Source organism: Amycolatopsis mongoliensis, assembly GCF_030285665.1.
GTDB lineage: Bacteria > Actinomycetota > Actinomycetes > Mycobacteriales > Pseudonocardiaceae > Amycolatopsis > Amycolatopsis mongoliensis.
Genome location: NZ_CP127295.1, coordinates 2,620,716 through 2,634,877, shown reverse-complemented (window position 1 = coordinate 2,634,877; position 14,162 = coordinate 2,620,716). Strand labels below are relative to the sequence as shown.

Annotated in this window: 14 protein-coding genes; 5 read left to right on the top strand and 9 right to left on the bottom strand. The window is 70.4% G+C overall.

All coding sequences use genetic code 11. The annotated features are described in order from the left end of the window. Position 1 precedes the first annotated feature (1 nt). From QRX60_RS12760 to QRX60_RS12740, 5 genes are read right to left on the bottom strand one after another with little or no spacing between them, the layout of a single operon-like run. Positions 2-637, bottom strand: coding sequence for a nucleoside/nucleotide kinase family protein (locus tag QRX60_RS12760; RefSeq protein ID WP_286000990.1), 636 nt, complete (start codon positions 635-637; stop codon positions 2-4). Beyond that, positions 634-1,488 (bottom strand): PfkB family carbohydrate kinase, encoded by an 855-nt coding sequence (locus QRX60_RS12755; protein WP_286003573.1) that lies wholly within the window; start codon positions 1,486-1,488, stop codon positions 634-636. Before QRX60_RS12755 ends, QRX60_RS12760 begins: the two co-directional genes overlap by 4 nt. Positions 1,489-1,490: 2 nt before the next feature. Beyond that, entirely contained in the window at positions 1,491-2,300 is an 810-nt protein-coding gene (locus QRX60_RS12750; RefSeq protein ID WP_286000989.1) for an ATP-binding cassette domain-containing protein, read from the bottom strand. After that, the gene (locus QRX60_RS12745; protein ID WP_456298885.1) at positions 2,297-3,274 is read right to left on the bottom strand and encodes an ABC transporter permease; all 978 of its coding nucleotides are present in this window, start codon (positions 3,272-3,274) and stop codon (positions 2,297-2,299) included. The genes QRX60_RS12750 and QRX60_RS12745 overlap by 4 nt, the downstream gene beginning before the upstream one ends. Positions 3,275-3,288: 14 nt before the next feature. After that, complete coding sequence (locus tag QRX60_RS12740) at positions 3,289-4,305, bottom strand: substrate-binding domain-containing protein (protein WP_286000987.1); 1,017 nt, start codon at positions 4,303-4,305, stop codon at positions 3,289-3,291. A 107-nt stretch (positions 4,306-4,412) separates the two neighbouring features. Here QRX60_RS12740 and QRX60_RS12735 point away from each other — a divergent pair, with 107 nt between their 5' ends. The 3 genes from QRX60_RS12735 to QRX60_RS12725 all read left to right on the top strand — a co-directional run bounded on the left by QRX60_RS12735 (position 4,413) and on the right by QRX60_RS12725 (position 8,024). Continuing rightward, positions 4,413-5,450: a LacI family DNA-binding transcriptional regulator gene (locus QRX60_RS12735; protein WP_286000986.1), complete on the top strand. Its 1,038-nt coding sequence runs from the start codon at positions 4,413-4,415 to the stop codon at positions 5,448-5,450. 69 nt (positions 5,451-5,519) lie between these two features. Beyond that, positions 5,520-6,386, top strand: a complete 867-nt coding sequence (locus tag QRX60_RS12730) for a LacI family DNA-binding transcriptional regulator (protein ID WP_286000985.1) — start codon at positions 5,520-5,522, stop codon at positions 6,384-6,386. A gap of 123 nt (positions 6,387-6,509) precedes the next feature. Then, a complete protein-coding gene (locus tag QRX60_RS12725) occupies positions 6,510-8,024 on the top strand; it encodes a hypothetical protein (protein ID WP_286000984.1) in 1,515 nt (504 codons plus the stop codon). 9 nt (positions 8,025-8,033) lie between these two features. Here the strand turns inward: QRX60_RS12725 and QRX60_RS12720 are convergent, their stop codons facing one another. Next, positions 8,034-9,032 (bottom strand): glycoside hydrolase family 76 protein, encoded by a 999-nt coding sequence (locus tag QRX60_RS12720; protein ID WP_286000983.1) that lies wholly within the window; start codon positions 9,030-9,032, stop codon positions 8,034-8,036. Positions 9,033-9,103: 71 nt separating this feature from the next. On the opposite strand from QRX60_RS12720, the gene QRX60_RS12715 reads away from it, so the two are divergent. Then, positions 9,104-11,242 carry a molybdopterin-dependent oxidoreductase gene (locus QRX60_RS12715; RefSeq protein ID WP_286000982.1) on the top strand — a complete coding sequence of 713 codons (2,139 nt, stop codon included), beginning with the start codon at positions 9,104-9,106 and terminating at the stop codon, positions 11,240-11,242. Between the two features lie 82 nt (positions 11,243-11,324). Then, positions 11,325-12,299: a cellulase family glycosylhydrolase gene (locus QRX60_RS12710; RefSeq protein ID WP_286000981.1), complete on the top strand. Its 975-nt coding sequence runs from the start codon at positions 11,325-11,327 to the stop codon at positions 12,297-12,299. On the opposite strand, the gene QRX60_RS12705 is transcribed toward QRX60_RS12710, so the two are convergent. From QRX60_RS12705 to QRX60_RS12695, 3 genes are all read right to left on the bottom strand, one after another. Then, positions 12,300-12,956 (bottom strand): TrmH family RNA methyltransferase, encoded by a 657-nt coding sequence (locus QRX60_RS12705; protein ID WP_286000980.1) that lies wholly within the window; start codon positions 12,954-12,956, stop codon positions 12,300-12,302. A 14-nt stretch (positions 12,957-12,970) separates the two neighbouring features. Next, positions 12,971-13,363 carry a DUF2784 domain-containing protein gene (locus QRX60_RS12700; protein ID WP_286000979.1) on the bottom strand — a complete coding sequence of 131 codons (393 nt, stop codon included), beginning with the start codon at positions 13,361-13,363 and terminating at the stop codon, positions 12,971-12,973. A gap of 299 nt (positions 13,364-13,662) precedes the next feature. Then, on the bottom strand, positions 13,663-14,100 hold the full coding sequence (locus QRX60_RS12695) for an Asp23/Gls24 family envelope stress response protein (RefSeq protein ID WP_286000978.1): 438 nt from the start codon (positions 14,098-14,100) through the stop codon (positions 13,663-13,665). Positions 14,101-14,162 lie beyond the last annotated feature (62 nt).

Sequence of the window (14,162 nt, the reverse complement as noted above, 5' to 3'; positions counted from 1 at the left end):
GTCAGATCGCGAAGTTGGCCAGCGGCAGGTTCTCCAGCACCAGGTCCGCGCGGTCGCGCGTCTGCGAGATGAGGTCGGCGTTGCGCTGGTCCGAACCGAGCGCGCGCTGCCGGGCTTCGACCAGCGAACGGCCGTAGCGGCGGTGGCGCGACACGAGCCGTTCGATCCGCTCGGGCTCGTCCGGCGCGAGGAACCAGGCCTCGGTGAGCAGCGGCCGGATCCCGCTCCACGGGTCGTCCGGCAACAGCAGGTAGTTACCCTCGGTGATCACCAGCTGGACCTCCGGCGGCACCGCGACGGCCCCGGCGATCGGCTCCTCGATCTCGCGGCGGAACTCCGGCGCGTACACCGTCTCGCGGCCCGCGGCGAGCCGCTTGATCATGTGGAAGTAGCCGGCCGCGTCGAACGTGTCCGGCGCGCCCTTGCGCTCGGTGCGCTCCAGCCGGCGCAGCTCGACCTGCGCGAGGTGGAAGCCGTCCATGCCGACCACGGCGGCGCGCGAACCGAGCGCGTTGGCCAGCGCCCACGCCAGCGTGGTCTTGCCGGACGCGGGCGCGCCGATGATGCCCAGCACGTTGCGCTGCCCGCGCACGGTCAGGCCCTCGGCCCGGGCCAGCAGGTCGTCGAACGCCGTCATGTCCTGTTCCTTCCTGCGATCGCGGTCGTCCACGACCGCGGTCCCACATGCCGCACCCGTTCGGCGGCCACCTCGTTGGCGAAGCGAATCCGGCCCGTCACCGTCGGTTCGCGGGTCACGGCCACGGCGAGCGCGCCGTGCCAGACGTCGCCCGCACCTAGTGTGTCCCGCGCTTCCACGGCGGGAACAGGCACCTCACCCGAGCCGCCGTCCGCAGTGGACCACCGCACCGGGCGCGGTCCCGCGGTGGTGATGACGGTGCCGGCGCCACGCTCGTGGAGCCCCGGCTCCGGCGCGGTGAAGTGCGCCGAGCAGGCGGCGACGTCGACCAGCGGGAGGAGCTCGTCGAGCACCGGCTTCCAGCTCCCGGCGTCGAGCACGACCGGCACGCCCTGGGCTTTCGCGGCCTTCGCGACGGCCACCGCAAGTTCCGGATGATGCCCGTCAAGCAGCACCACATCAGCCCCACCCACCCCAGGAACCCCAAAAAACGGAGCTTTCCCTAGGAAAGTGCGGTCTTGGGCGTTGCGGGAGACGACCGTGCGCTCGCCGTCGCGGTCGCGGACGGCGACGGCGCTGACCGGGGGCGGATCGGACAGGCCGGGAGCCAGGTCGATCAGCTGGACGCCGTGCGTTTCGAGGTCGGCGCGGGCGAGCGCGGCCAGCGGGTGTGCACCGAGGACGGTCAGCAGGGTCGCCTCGGCGCCGAGCGCGGCGGCCGTCACCGCGGCGTTCGTCGCAGGCCCCCCGGCCGCGACGTCCACCTGCAGCGACTGCACCTTCTCGCCCGGCGCCGGGAGTTCGGTGACCCGCTGGACGACGTCCACGGTGCACAGTCCCGCCAGCAGCACTCTCACTTCAAGCCGGCCACGTGGGTCGCCGCGGCGGCCTCTTCGACTTCGCCGTTCTCGTTGAGCCGCAGCGCCCCGGTGAGCAGGCCGACGACCTGGTTCATCGAGTGCGTCTTCGGCGAGACGACCGCGACGCGCTTGCCGAGGCGGTGCACGTGGATGCGGTCGGCGATGTCGAACACGTGCGGCATGTTGTGGCTGATCAGCACCACCGGCAGGCCGCGGTCGCGGATCCGGCCGATGAGGTCGAGCACCTTGCCGGACTCGGCGACGCCGAGCGCGGCGGTGGGCTCGTCCATGATCACCGCCTTGGTCCCGAACGCGGCCGCGCGGGCCACAGCGACACCCTGGCGCTGACCACCGGAGAGCGTCTCGACGGGCTGGGAAATCGACTTGATGTTGATGCCCAGCTCGTCGAGGATCCGCTGCGCTTCGGCCCGCATGGTGGCGGTGTCGAGCTTCCGGAACAGCCCGAACGGTCCCTTGAGGCGCTTTTCCCGGCCCAGGAACATGTTCGACGCGATGTCGAGCGCGGGCGCGACCGCGAGATCCTGGTACACCGTCTCGATCCCGTAGTGCCGGGCGTCCAAAGGGGACTTGAAGTGGACGGTCTTGCCGTCCACTTTGATCTCCCCTTCGTCCGGGATCACGGCTCCGGACAGGGTTTTGATGAGCGACGACTTCCCGGCGCCGTTGTCCCCGACGACGGCGAGCACCTCGCCGGGGAGCAGGTCGAAGTCGGCGCCGTCGATCGCGGTGACGCGGCCGTAGCGTTTCACCAGCCCGCGGGCCTGGAGGATGGGATCGGTCATGACTGCTGCTGCCTCCTCGCGATCCGGTCCACCACGACGGCGGCGATCAGCAGGGCCCCGGTGGCGAGGTCCTGGTAGTTGCCGTCGACGTTCATCTGCGTCAGCCCCGACCGCAGCACGGCCACGACCAGCGCACCCATCAGCGTCCCGAGCACCGAGCCGCGACCGCCGAACAGGCTCGTCCCGCCGAGGACGACGGCGGTGATCGAGTCGAGGTTGCCGAGCTGGAACTGGTTCGGGTCGGCGTTCGGCGTCCGGCCGAGCGCCTGCCAGGCGGCGATGCCGAAGGTCAGGCCGGCCACGATGTACACCGACAGCACCGTGCGGTTGACCTTGATCCCGGACAGCCGCGCGGACTCCGGCGCGTTGCCGACGGCGTAGACGTGCTTGCCCCACGCGGTTTTCGTCAGCGCGTACCAGATCCCGAGGTACATCAGCAGCGCCAGCGTCATGCCGTAGGTGATCGGGATGCCGCCGAAGAGGTAGCGCTTGGTGCCGAGCCACTGCAGCAGCCCGTCGGTCACCGGCACGGCCTGGCCGCCGGCGATCAGCTTGGACACCGCGGTCAGCATGGTGAACGTGCCGAGCGTGATGATGAACGCCGGCAGCTTGATCCGCGTCGCCAGCGAACCGATGAAGATGCCGACGATGATCGTCAGCACGACACCGGCGAGCAGCGCGACAAAGCCGTTGGTGCCGGCCGCGGCGAGCTTCGCCATGATCAGCGTCGCGACGACCATCGACGACGCGTTGGACAGGTCGATGCCCGCGATGAGGATGACGAGCGTCTGGCCCAGGGCGAGCGTTCCGACGACCAGCGACTGCTGGACCACTGTGGACAGGTTGTCGAGGTCGAAGAACGTGTCCGTGGCCAGCGAGAACACCACGATCGCGACGACCAGCGCGAGCGCCGGGCCGACCGCGGGGGCGCGGAGGAGGAACTCGCCGAGCGACTCACGGTCCTTGGTAGACACTGCGGTTGCTGTCGTCACTTCGCGCCTCCCCAGCAGTTCTGCAGGCCCCACGCGGTGTCGTGGCTTTCGATGCCGGGCAGGGGCTTGTCGGTGATCACGGCGGACCCGGTGTTGACGAAGCCGGTCGGCTTCTTGCCGGTTTTCGCGTACTCGACGGCGGCGAGCACGCCCTGTTCGGCCATCTTCTTGGGGAACTGCATGACGGTTGCGGCGTACTGGCCGTCCTTGACATTCTGGACGCCCTCGCAGCCGCCGTCGATCGAGCCCATGACGATCTGGCCGGTGAGCCCGCGGGCCTTCAGCGCCGCGTACGCGCCGCGGCCCATCGGCTCGTTCATCGAGTAGACGGCGTTGATGTCGGTGCTGCGCTGCAGCAGGTTCTCCATGCCCTGCTGGGCGAGGCTCTGGTCGCCGTTGGCCGCGGTGTGGCCCTTGATCTCCGGCGAGCCGTCGGTGAGCCCGATGCCCTTGAGGAAACCGCCGTGGCGCTGGGTGTCGACCGAGCTGCCGGCCGTGCCGTCGACCATGAGCAGCTTGGGCGGGACGCCCTTGAGCGCGGCCTTGACGTACGCGCCCTGCTGTTCGCCGGCGGCGAAGTTGTCGGTGGCGAAGGTGGCGTCGACGGCGTCGGGCGGTTCGGTGGCGGTGTCGAGCGCGATGACGAGGACCCCGGCGTCACGCGCGTCCTTGATCGCCTTCAGCACGCCGGTCGAGGAGCTGGGCGTGATCAGGATCGTGTTCACGCCCTGCTGCATGAGGTTCTCGATGGCGCGGACCTGGCCGTCGTTGTCCCCGTCGAACTGGCCGGCGAGTGCGTTGAAGTCCGCGCCGTTGGCCTGCGCGGCGGCTCTCGCGGAGTTGCGGAGTTCGACGAAGTAGGGGTTGGTGTCGGTCTTGGTGACCAGGCCGACCTTCGCCTTGCCGCTCCCGCCCGTGTTGGTGTTGCCGCCCCAGTGGCGTTCGACCGTGCACCCGGTCGTCGCGGCGAGGACGGCGGCCAGCACGACTGCGGTGAGACTTCGCTGTCTCATGGGTTCCCACCCTTTGTTCGTGTCGAAGCTTGCCGATGGTCGGGAAGGTAGACAGACTGCACCGGTGACGCAAGCGTTTGCGCAAACGCTTGCCGGAAAGGATTGGCATGCCCCAGCCGAGATCATCGCGGCCGACCCAGCGGGACATCGCCGAGCTCGCCGGCGTCTCGATCACGACCGTCTCGCACGTCGTCAACGGGACGCGGGCGGTCGCCGAGGACACCAAGGCGGCGGTCCTGCGGGCGATCGAGACGACCGGCTACACCGGCGACGCGATCGCCCGTTCGCTGGTCACCGGCGGGACACGCTCGATCGGGATGGCGATCTCACTGGTGGCCAACCCGTACTTCGCGACGCTGATGCAGGCGATCGAGCGGGAGGCGTCGGCGCACGGGTACACCGTGCTGCTGGCCGACACGCACGACACCGCCGGCACCGAGCGCGACACGGTGCGGGCGTTGCGCTCCCGCCGCGTCGACGGCCTGCTCATCACCCCGGCGCCGGGCGACGGCCCGGTGATCGGCGAGCTGGTCTCCCTGGACGTGCCGACGGTGCTGATCGACCGGCTGACCACCCGCGCCGACGTCGACCAGGTGGGCACGGAGAACATCCAGGCGACGTCGGCGCTGACCGCGCACCTGGCGACGCTCGGGCACCGGCGGATCGGGATGATCAGCGGCACGCCGGGGCTCTCGACCAGCGAGGAGCGCGTGCTGGGCTACCGGCTGGGCCTCGGCCGGTCCGGGCTCACGTGGTCGTCCGACCTCGTGGCCTGCGGGAACTCGTCTCACGAAGGGGGCGCGCTGGCGTTGAGCACGCTGCTGGCCCTGCCCGAGCCGCCGACGGCGCTCGTGGTCGGGAACGACAGCATGATGGTCGGGGTGCTGCACGAGGCGCGGCGGCGCGGGCTGAAGATCGGGCGTGACCTGCCGGTGGTGGTCTACGACGACGTCGAGTGGGCGGACCTCGTGGACCCGCCGCTGACGACGATGGCGCAGCCGATCGAGGAGATCGGCCGGCAGGCGGTGCGGCTGCTGCTGGCCCGGATCAACGACCCCGCGCGCAAGGCCGAGACCGTGCGGCTGGCACCCACTCTGCGTCACCGCGAATCGTGCGGCTGTCCGCCGGTTCACTCACATCAGTGATTCTGGGGTGCGAGCGCCTCGGCGTGGCCGCTCAGCGGATACCTTTCGGCTGAGCGTCTGCGAGGGCTTATGACCGCACTTTCGCCGGAGCTCCGGTTGTGGGACCCCCCGGTCACCTACCGGATCGGCGTCGCGATGGGTACGCACGCGAACCCCTACTCGAGCGAGCTGCTGCGCTCGATCAGGGCGGCCGCGGCCCAGGCGGGCTGCGATGTCACGCTGGCCGACACCGGCGACACGGTGAGTGAAGAGGCGGCGCTGGTGCGCGCGCTGCGGGCGGACCTCGTGGACGGCGTGCTGCTGGTGCCTTCGCCCGGCGACGAAGCGGTGATCAACGGCCTGGTCCGGATGGGCGTGCCGACGGTGCTGGTCGACCGCGTCGCCGCCCGCAACGACGTCGACCAGGTGGGCACGGAGAACGTGTACGCGGTGGCTTCGCTGGTGAAGCACCTGACCGAGGGCCGGCACCGCAAGATCGGCCTGATTTCGGGCGACGAGAGCCTGGACATCAGCCGCGAGCGCGTCCGCGGCTACCGGCTGGGGCTGGAGCAGGCGGGGCTGCGGTTCAACCGCGAGCTGGTGGAGTGCGGGTTGTCGACGTCGGGCGGAGCGGCCCGGGCGACGGCCAAGCTCCTGGACGGCTGGCCCTCCCCGACGGCGCTGGTGGTAGCGGACGAGTCGATGCTGGTGGGCGTCCAGTACGAAGCCCACCGCCGCGGCATCCGCATCGGCTCGGAGCTGGCGGTGGTCGGGTACGGCGACATGGAGTGGGCGCGCCGGGTGAGCCCGGCGGTGACTACGCTGGCCCAGCCGGTGGCGGACCTCGGACGCCGGGCAGTGCAGCTGTTGTTGTCCCGGATGGCCGATCCGGACCGGCCGCCGGAATCGGTGTCGCTGACCCCGCGGTTCCTGCACGGCGCCTCCTGTGGCTGCTGACCGGACACTGGCCACTTCCGGACACCGGGGAGTGACAATTGGTCTAAATGCGTCACTTCGTTGCTACTCTCGGCGCGCTCGACGGAAACGAACCGGGGGAAGTGGCGAATGAGCGGTCAGTACATGAGCGGAAGCGTTTACTCGGCTTCCCTCTCGGCGGCGCTCAACGATTACTGGCAGGCGCTGGAACGCCGCTGGACCAGGGACGCCGGGCAGACCCTGCGCGGCGGCACCAGCCAGATCGACGGCGCGCCCGAGCCCGCCCGGTGGCAGGTCCCGCCCGAGTCACGAGGTCATCTGACGACCTGCCCGGTCGTCGCCTGGGCCGTCGCCGACAGCACGCCGGCCAACCGGCCGTCCGCCCCCTGCGACGGCTGGAGCGTCCCGGACGCGAAGTACGTCGAATGCCGGGCGGCCGACGTCTTTTCCCAGGTCGGCGACTGGGCGTGGGCGAAGCGGGACCAGCTGGCGGCCGCGATCCCGGATCTCGCGGGCGGACCGGAGCTCTCGTCCCTCGACGACGCCCGGCAAAGTCTCCTGAAGGTCGACGGGACGATGCGACCGGACGGGTCGGTCGACGCCTACACCCTGCCCGGCATGGTCGAGAAGCTCTCCGTGCGGGACGACGGCAACAACAACCGGGCCTGGCTGGCCGGGTGGACGGGGCTCGCGGCGGACAGCCTCAAAGGCGGCTTCCTTTCGACGGTCGGCCCCACGCTGAAGAACCAAAGCGTGCTCGTGCGGTGGCTGGCCAATTGCTACTCCCTGCGGGCCACGACGATCCAGGCCACCCGGAACAACATCCTCGAGCTCATCGCCCGGGCCACCGGCGAGCTCTTCGAAACCGCGCCGGTGCCGGCGAAGGAAGCTCCGAAGGCCAAGGTGGCGGTGAACGCCGCCAGCCAGGCGTGGGGCATCGCCACGACGGTCGCCAAGGCACTGGGCGAGAAGGCTCCGGGCAGCGTCGGCGAGGCGCTGAACCTGATCGGCTTCGTGGTCGACGTCGTGGCGAACGTCGGCGAGGCGAAAACGAACGAAGGACTTCGGTTCCCGCAGCTGAGCGGCTTCTTCGCGCACTTGGACCCCGCCGTCCGCGCCCTCCACACCGATCTGGACGAAGCCGAAGCGGACTACCAGAAGGCCATCACGGCGGTCGGGCAGCGGATCGCCGGCGTCGACCACAAGGTGCTGGAACTCTACGACTTCACGAAGAGCAGTCCCGACGGCGACGACAGCGACCCGTCCGCGTCCGGCCGGTTCGCCGTGGACGTCGTCGTGGTCATGGAGATCGCCCAGCACTGCTACGACGCCGCCGAGATCTACTCCGGCCTGCTGAGCAAGGTCGCCGAGGCGTCCTACGCCGACGGGCAGCTCGTGGGCCGCGGCGCCGTGCCCACCGCGGCGGACACGGCGTTGATCGCCTTGCGGGAAGACATCGAGTCGTTCTTCCAGAAGACGACCGCGCGGTACCTCATGGCGGCCGACCGCATCAAGAAGGCCGCGGAGAAGTACGCGGCGAGCGACGCGGAGCAGAAAGCCCGGCTCAAGGCCGCGATCGCCGATTGGCACGACACCGGGGAGGACCGCAAGGGCGCCAAGGTCGACCTCGACCCGCGCAAGGAAGGCGTCCAGCACTGACGCGTCCGCTCACAGCGTCGCCGCCGCCTCCAGCAGCATCCAGCCACCGACCTGGACCGACATGTCCCGCTCCGGCGCGTCCTCCGGTAGCGGCAACGGCGGCGCCGGGCGGTCCCAGAACGCGCTGAACAGCGGACCTTCCGGCGCCTCGGCAGCACCGGACAAGCACGCCTCGGCCGACGTCAGCACCAGCGACCGCGCCACCGCGGCTTCCGAGCCGGGCAACGCGTGCGCCGCCAACGCCAGGTAGCGCGCCAGGATCGCCGCGAACAACCCGCCGTCGCCGCCGCTCTGGCCGCGGATCACCCCTCCCGGGGCACAATGCGAAGCCACCGCCCGCACCGTCCGGGCCGCTTCGTCCACTAAGGACAACTCGAGGCACGCCCCGAGGTAAACCCCTTGGCAGTACGTGAAAATGTGCTTCACCAGCTCGCCCGTGTCCGCTCGGATCCCGTCCCAGACCAGGCCGGACGAAGGATCGACCAAAGTGGACGACATCCACGAGGTCATTTCCCGGGCGCGCGTGAGATTCCCGGACCGGGCGTGGAAGATCGCCGCTGGACCGTTGGCCGGGGCGTTCTTGAAGTCGTCGCCCCGGCGCCACCAGATGCCGCCGCCCGCCGCGGGCGTCCAGCCCGAAAGCAGCTGCGTGTCGATCGCCGCCACCGCCGGGCCGGTGTCGACGCCCAGCGACGCAACCCGTTGCAGGGCAAGGCCGAGCCACGCGATGTCGTCGTAGTACTCGTTCGTCCACCGGCCGAAGTTGCGCAGCCGCACCGAACGCACGAAAGAACGGATCAGGGTCATGCGGGAAGAAGTGGGTGAGCGCAGCTGTGCGTCGACCAGGGTGTCCAGCAGGTGCGCCTGCCACCAGTAGTTCCAGTGCCAGTGCAGCCGCTGGTCGAGTGCCGCCGGCCAGCGGCTGCGGCCCAGGACGGTCCCGGGCAGCCCCCACACCCGCCGCAAATGCCGGGCAGTCACCGCGCGTTCGGCAGCCGAGACGTCCATGGCGCAATCCTGCCTTGCCCATCGACATACCGCTCGGTATGTTGAAGGACCCGACGGCCTGCGAGGTACTCATGACCACAGCACACGTCACCTGTCCGCTGTGCGAGGCGACCTGCGGGCTCGAGGTCACGCTCGACGAAAACCAGCAGGTCACGCGCGTGCGGGGAGATGAGAACGACGTCTTCTCGAAGGGCTACATCTGCCCCAAGGGCGCGTCGCTCGGCGCACTGCACCACGACCCCGACCGGCTGACCGCACCGCTGCTGAAGCGCGACGGCGAGTTCGTCGAGGTCAGCTGGCAGGAGGCCTACGACGAGATCGACCGCCGGCTCCCGCCGATCCTCGAGGAGCACGGCCGGGACGCCGTCGCGGTGTACGCGGGCAACCCCGGCGTGCACAACATCGCCCTGACGCTCTACGGCCGGGTGCTCTACAAAGCCTTGGGCACCAAGAACTTCTACAGCGCGACGTCGGTCGACCAGATGCCGAAGCACTACTCGTCCGGCACGATGTTCGGCGACCCGCTCGCCATCCCCGTGCCCGACCTCGACCGCACGCGGCACCTGCTGATCCTCGGCGCCAACCCGCTCGTCTCGAACGGCAGCCTGATGACCGCGCCGGACATCCGCGGGCGGCTGCGCGGGATCCGCGAGCGCGGCGGCAAGATCGTCGTCGTCGACCCGCGCCGCACGCGCACCGCGCAGTTCGCCGACGAGCACCACGCCATCCGGCCCGGCACCGACGCGCTGCTGCTGTTCGCCCTGGTCAACGTCCTGTTCGCGGAGAACCGCGTCGCACCAGGCCGTCTCGAAGAACACCTGAACGGCCTCGACGAGGTCCGCGAACTGGCCCGGCCGTTCACCCCGGAAGCTGTCGCCCCGCGCACCGGTATCGACGCGGCCGAGATCCGCCGGATGGCGCTCGAACTGGCCGACGCGGAAAACGCCGTGGTCTACGGGCGGATCGGCACCACGACGCAGGCGTTCGGCACGGTCGCGAGCTGGCTGGTCGACGTCCTCAACGTGCTCACCGGCAACCTCGACGCCCCGGGCGGCGCGATGTTCCCCCTCGCCGCGTGCCAGCCGACCGGCAACCGGCGGCCGTTCGCCGTCGGGCGCTGGCACAGCCGCGTGCGCGGCTACCCCGAGGTCGTCGGCGAACTGCCGGTCGCGACGCTCGCCGACGAGATCGAAACCCCGGGCGAGGGCCAGGTCCGCGCGCTGATCACCGTCAGCGGCAACCCCTGCCTCAGCACGCCGAACGCCGGGCGCCTGAGCGAAGCCCTGAAGAAGCTCGACTTCATGATCTCCGTCGACGTCTACCTCAACGAGACCTCGCGCCAGGCCGACGTGATCCTGCCCGGCCCGTCGCCGCTCGAGCGGCCGCACTTCGACCTGGCCTTCTACCAGCTCTCGGTGCGCAACGTCGCCAACTGGACGCCGGCGACGCTGCCGTCGGAGCTGCCGCAGGAGTGGGAGACGATGCTGCGGCTCACCGGCATCGTCACCGGTCAGGGCCCCGAAGCGGACGTCTCGGCGCTCGACGACTTCGTCGCCGCCGACGTCGCCCGCCGTGCCGAGCTCGAGGTCACCCCCGACCGCACCGGCCCCGCGCGGCTGGTCGACCTGCTGCTGCGCGCCGGGCCGTACGACGTCACGCTCGCCGACCTCGAAGCCGCGCCGCACGGGATGGACTTCGGGCCGCTGAAGCCGCGGATCCCCGAGATGCTGTGCACGGCGTCCGGCCGGATCGAGCTGGCGCCGGAGCCGGTCGTCGCCGACGTCCCCCGGCTGCGCGCGGAGCTGGACCGCCCGCTCGACGAGGGTCTCGTGCTGATCGGCCGACGCCACCTGAGCTCGAACAACTCGTGGATGCACAACCTGAAGCCGCTGGTCCGCGGCGGAAACCGCTGCACGGTCCTGGTGCACCCGGCCGACGCGGCGCGCCTGGGCCTCACCGACGGCTCGCTGGCGTCGGTGAGCTCGCGCGCCGGCAAGCTGGAGGTGCCGGTGGAGGTGACGGACGAGGTCCGGCCGGGCGTGGTCAGCATCCCGCACGGCTGGGGCCACGATGTCGACGGCGCGCGGACCCGCGTGGCGAGCGCGAACCCCGGCGTCAACTCGAACCTCGTCGCGGACGAGACGCTGCTCGACGTGCCATCGGGAACCTCGGTGCTGAACGGCATCCCGGTCGAGGTCGCCCCCGCCTGACGCTTGACACCGGCCCCGGTCCGAGAGGATTCTCGGCCAGGCATGTTGACGTCAACATCGATCATCGGACATCGGAGTTCGCATGACCCGCCTTCGTCACTGCCTGCGCATCCTCCTGCTCGCCGTTCTCGCCGCACCCCTGCTCACGGTCCCGCCGGCGTCCGCCGCGACGAACGCCTTCCGCGGCGTGAACTGGGCCGACGCCCGTGACAACTACGTGGACGGCTGGGTCATCCCGACCGGCCTCACCGCGGGCGACAGCTACGACGTCGTCCGCGCCAAGGCGGACGGCATCATCACCGGCTTCCAGCAGCTCGGCGCGAACACCGTGCGGCTGCCGATCAACCCGCAGAGCGTGAATTCCGACTGGTGGGCGCGCTACAAGGGGGCCGCCGACTCGACGCTGGCCCACGGGATGAAGGTCATCTTCGGGTACTGGGAAGCGGACAAGGACGGTTTCGTCGACGACGTCACCGCGTGGAACACCATGTGGGACAAGGTCACCGGCGACTACGGCGGCAACGGGAACGTCTACTTCGAGCCGATGAACGAGCCGTTCGGCTACAGCCTGAACGCCTGGGTGTCGCTCTGCTCGACCTGGTTGTCCCGGCACTCGGCCGTCCCGCGCGGCCGGGTCCTGATCAGCGGCACCGGCTACAACGACAACGTCACCGGCGTCGGCGCCGCCGGCGCGTTGAGCGGCACGCTGCTGTCGCTGCACTTCTACGGCTTCTGGGCTTCGGACACCACCCGCGCCGCGTGGACGGCCAACCTGAGCAACCGGCTCGGGTCGTACTCCTCGCGCACGATCATCGACGAGGCCGGCGCCCCGATGACGACGGGACTGGACTACTCCGCGGGCCACCAGGACGGCAACACCTTCACCGCGTACTTCGCCGCCACCACCGATCTCGCGAGGTCGCGACAGATGGGCGTCGTCTACTGGCCCGGCCTGCGCTCCGGCGACACCTACTCGATCACGCGCCAGAGCGGGAGCGGCTTGGCCACCAACAACGCGTCCGGCGTGGTGCAGCTGCGCTGGGGCTGGGGGCTCTGACTACCAGGCCGTCGACAGATCGGCGTGCTGCCGGACCCAAGCGTGCATGACGATCCCCGCCGCCACGCCCGCGTTGATCGAGCGCGTCGTCCCGAACTGGGCGATCGACACCACCAGGGACGCCGCCTCCTGCGCGCCCGGCGACAGCCCCGGCCCTTCCTGGCCGAACAGCAGCACGCACTCGCGCGGGATTTCCGCCGTCTCGACCGGCTGCGACCCCGGGGTGTTGTCCACCGCCACGACGGCGAGGCCGTTTTCCGAGGCGAACGACACCAGTCCGGAGACGTCGTCGTGGTGACGGAGGTGCTGGTAGCGGTCCGTCACCATCGCGCCGCGGCGGTTCCAGCGGCGGCGGCCGACGATGTGCACCTCCGCCGCCGCGAAGGCGTTCGCCGTGCGGACCACCGTGCCGATGTTGTGGTCGTGCTGGAAGTTCTCGATCGCGACGTGGAACGGGTGCCGCCGGCGGTCCACATCGGACACGATCGCCTCGCGGCGCCAGTAGCGGTACGCGTCGACGACGTTGCGGCGGTCGCCGTCGCGCAGCAGGTCCGGGTCGTACCGCTCGTCCGAGGGCCAGTCACCCGGCCACGGGCCGACGCCGACCTCTTCGCGGCTCACCCACTCGGTGGGTCCGGCGTCGGGGGAGGTGCTCACCCCCCGATTGTCGCTTAACCCAGGCGCACCCGGTGCGTCCGGGCGTCCTCGGTGTGGTCGCGGTGGCGCCAGCGGTGGTAGAGGCCGACGTAGGAGTAGACGACCACCGCGATCGCGACGATGCCGATCGCCGGCAGCCACGACTGCGGGAACACCGTGCCGTACAGGTAGTAGGCGTTGAACCCGCCGGGCAGGTCGCCGAGGCCCTGCTGGTGCCGGAAGTAGTTCTCCAGCGCGGTGAACGGGCACGGCACCGGCGCCACGTTGACCAGGATGCCCCAGGCCACCCCGGCGAGGTGGACGAAGATCAGCTTCGGCCAGCGCCAGGCGATGAAACCGCCGAAACCGATGAGAAGCAGGGCCAAGATGTGTACCGCGACAGTCACTTCCGCCAGGAACTTCGCCATCACACGCCCCCTTCACCGACCCCCTACCAGCGACTTTACTCCGCTGATCGAGTTCGGCCGCCCCTGAGAATGCCCGGCCGTGTGATGTTTAACCCACCGGAGCAACCCATTCACCTGGGCGGTGACGGAGGCGTTACACCCGGTGGGAATTCCGGCGGGCGTTTTGCCGGGTACTTCGTCGGCTCCTCGTGCGGGTACTGCTCGGGCGGCTTCTTCCACGGCGGCTGGTGCCCGGGCCGCTCCGGCGGCTCGTCGGGCTTCGACGGCTCATCCATGCCTCGACGGTACGCCGGGCGGGGTCAGCGCACCCGGTCGCTCGGCGCGGGCTCCTCGTCGCCGGGCAGGTGGACGTCGCTGACGGTGATGTTCACCTCGACGACCTCCAGCCCGGTCATCTGCTCGATCGACGTGATGACGGAGCGGCGCACCGACCGCGCGAGATCGGCGATGGCGACGCCGTACTCGACCAGGATCTGCAGGTCGACGGCCGCCTGCCGCTCGCCGACCTCGACCGAGACGCCCTGGCCGACGCTGGCCGAGGCACCCGGGATGCGGTCGCGCAGGGCGCCGAACGCCCGCGCCGCGCCGCCGCCGAGATCGTGCACGCCGCTGACCTCGCGCGCGGCGAGCCCGGCGATCTTCTGCACCACGGTGTCGGCGATCGTGGTCGTGCCCTGCTTGGTGACGAGGGCGGCGGTCTCGGCCTTCTCAGTGGTCTTCTCGGCCGTCGCGGTCATGGAGGTCCTCCCTGAATGTGCTGAGCCCCAAGGCTTTTCGTAGGTGAGGACCCGCGGGAGGG

What these genes read in the sequence shown, in the direction of transcription:
- QRX60_RS12715 (WP_286000982.1), top strand. Translation starts at nt 9,104, where the DNA reads ATGACCACAGCACACGTCACCTGTCCGCTGTGCGAGGCGACCTGCGGG.
- QRX60_RS12720 (WP_286000983.1), bottom strand. Translation starts at nt 9,032, where the DNA reads ATGGACGTCTCGGCTGCCGAACGCGCGGTGACTGCCCGGCATTTGCGG.
- QRX60_RS12695 (WP_286000978.1), bottom strand. Translation starts at nt 14,100, where the DNA reads ATGACCGCGACGGCCGAGAAGACCACTGAGAAGGCCGAGACCGCCGCC.
- QRX60_RS12700 (WP_286000979.1), bottom strand. Translation starts at nt 13,363, where the DNA reads ATGGCGAAGTTCCTGGCGGAAGTGACTGTCGCGGTACACATCTTGGCC.
- QRX60_RS12725 (WP_286000984.1), top strand. Translation starts at nt 6,510, where the DNA reads ATGAGCGGAAGCGTTTACTCGGCTTCCCTCTCGGCGGCGCTCAACGAT.
- QRX60_RS12760 (WP_286000990.1), bottom strand. Translation starts at nt 637, where the DNA reads ATGACGGCGTTCGACGACCTGCTGGCCCGGGCCGAGGGCCTGACCGTG.
- QRX60_RS12750 (WP_286000989.1), bottom strand. Translation starts at nt 2,300, where the DNA reads ATGACCGATCCCATCCTCCAGGCCCGCGGGCTGGTGAAACGCTACGGC.
- QRX60_RS12740 (WP_286000987.1), bottom strand. Translation starts at nt 4,305, where the DNA reads ATGAGACAGCGAAGTCTCACCGCAGTCGTGCTGGCCGCCGTCCTCGCC.
- QRX60_RS12735 (WP_286000986.1), top strand. Translation starts at nt 4,413, where the DNA reads ATGCCCCAGCCGAGATCATCGCGGCCGACCCAGCGGGACATCGCCGAG.
- QRX60_RS12710 (WP_286000981.1), top strand. Translation starts at nt 11,325, where the DNA reads ATGACCCGCCTTCGTCACTGCCTGCGCATCCTCCTGCTCGCCGTTCTC.
- QRX60_RS12730 (WP_286000985.1), top strand. Translation starts at nt 5,520, where the DNA reads ATGACCGCACTTTCGCCGGAGCTCCGGTTGTGGGACCCCCCGGTCACC.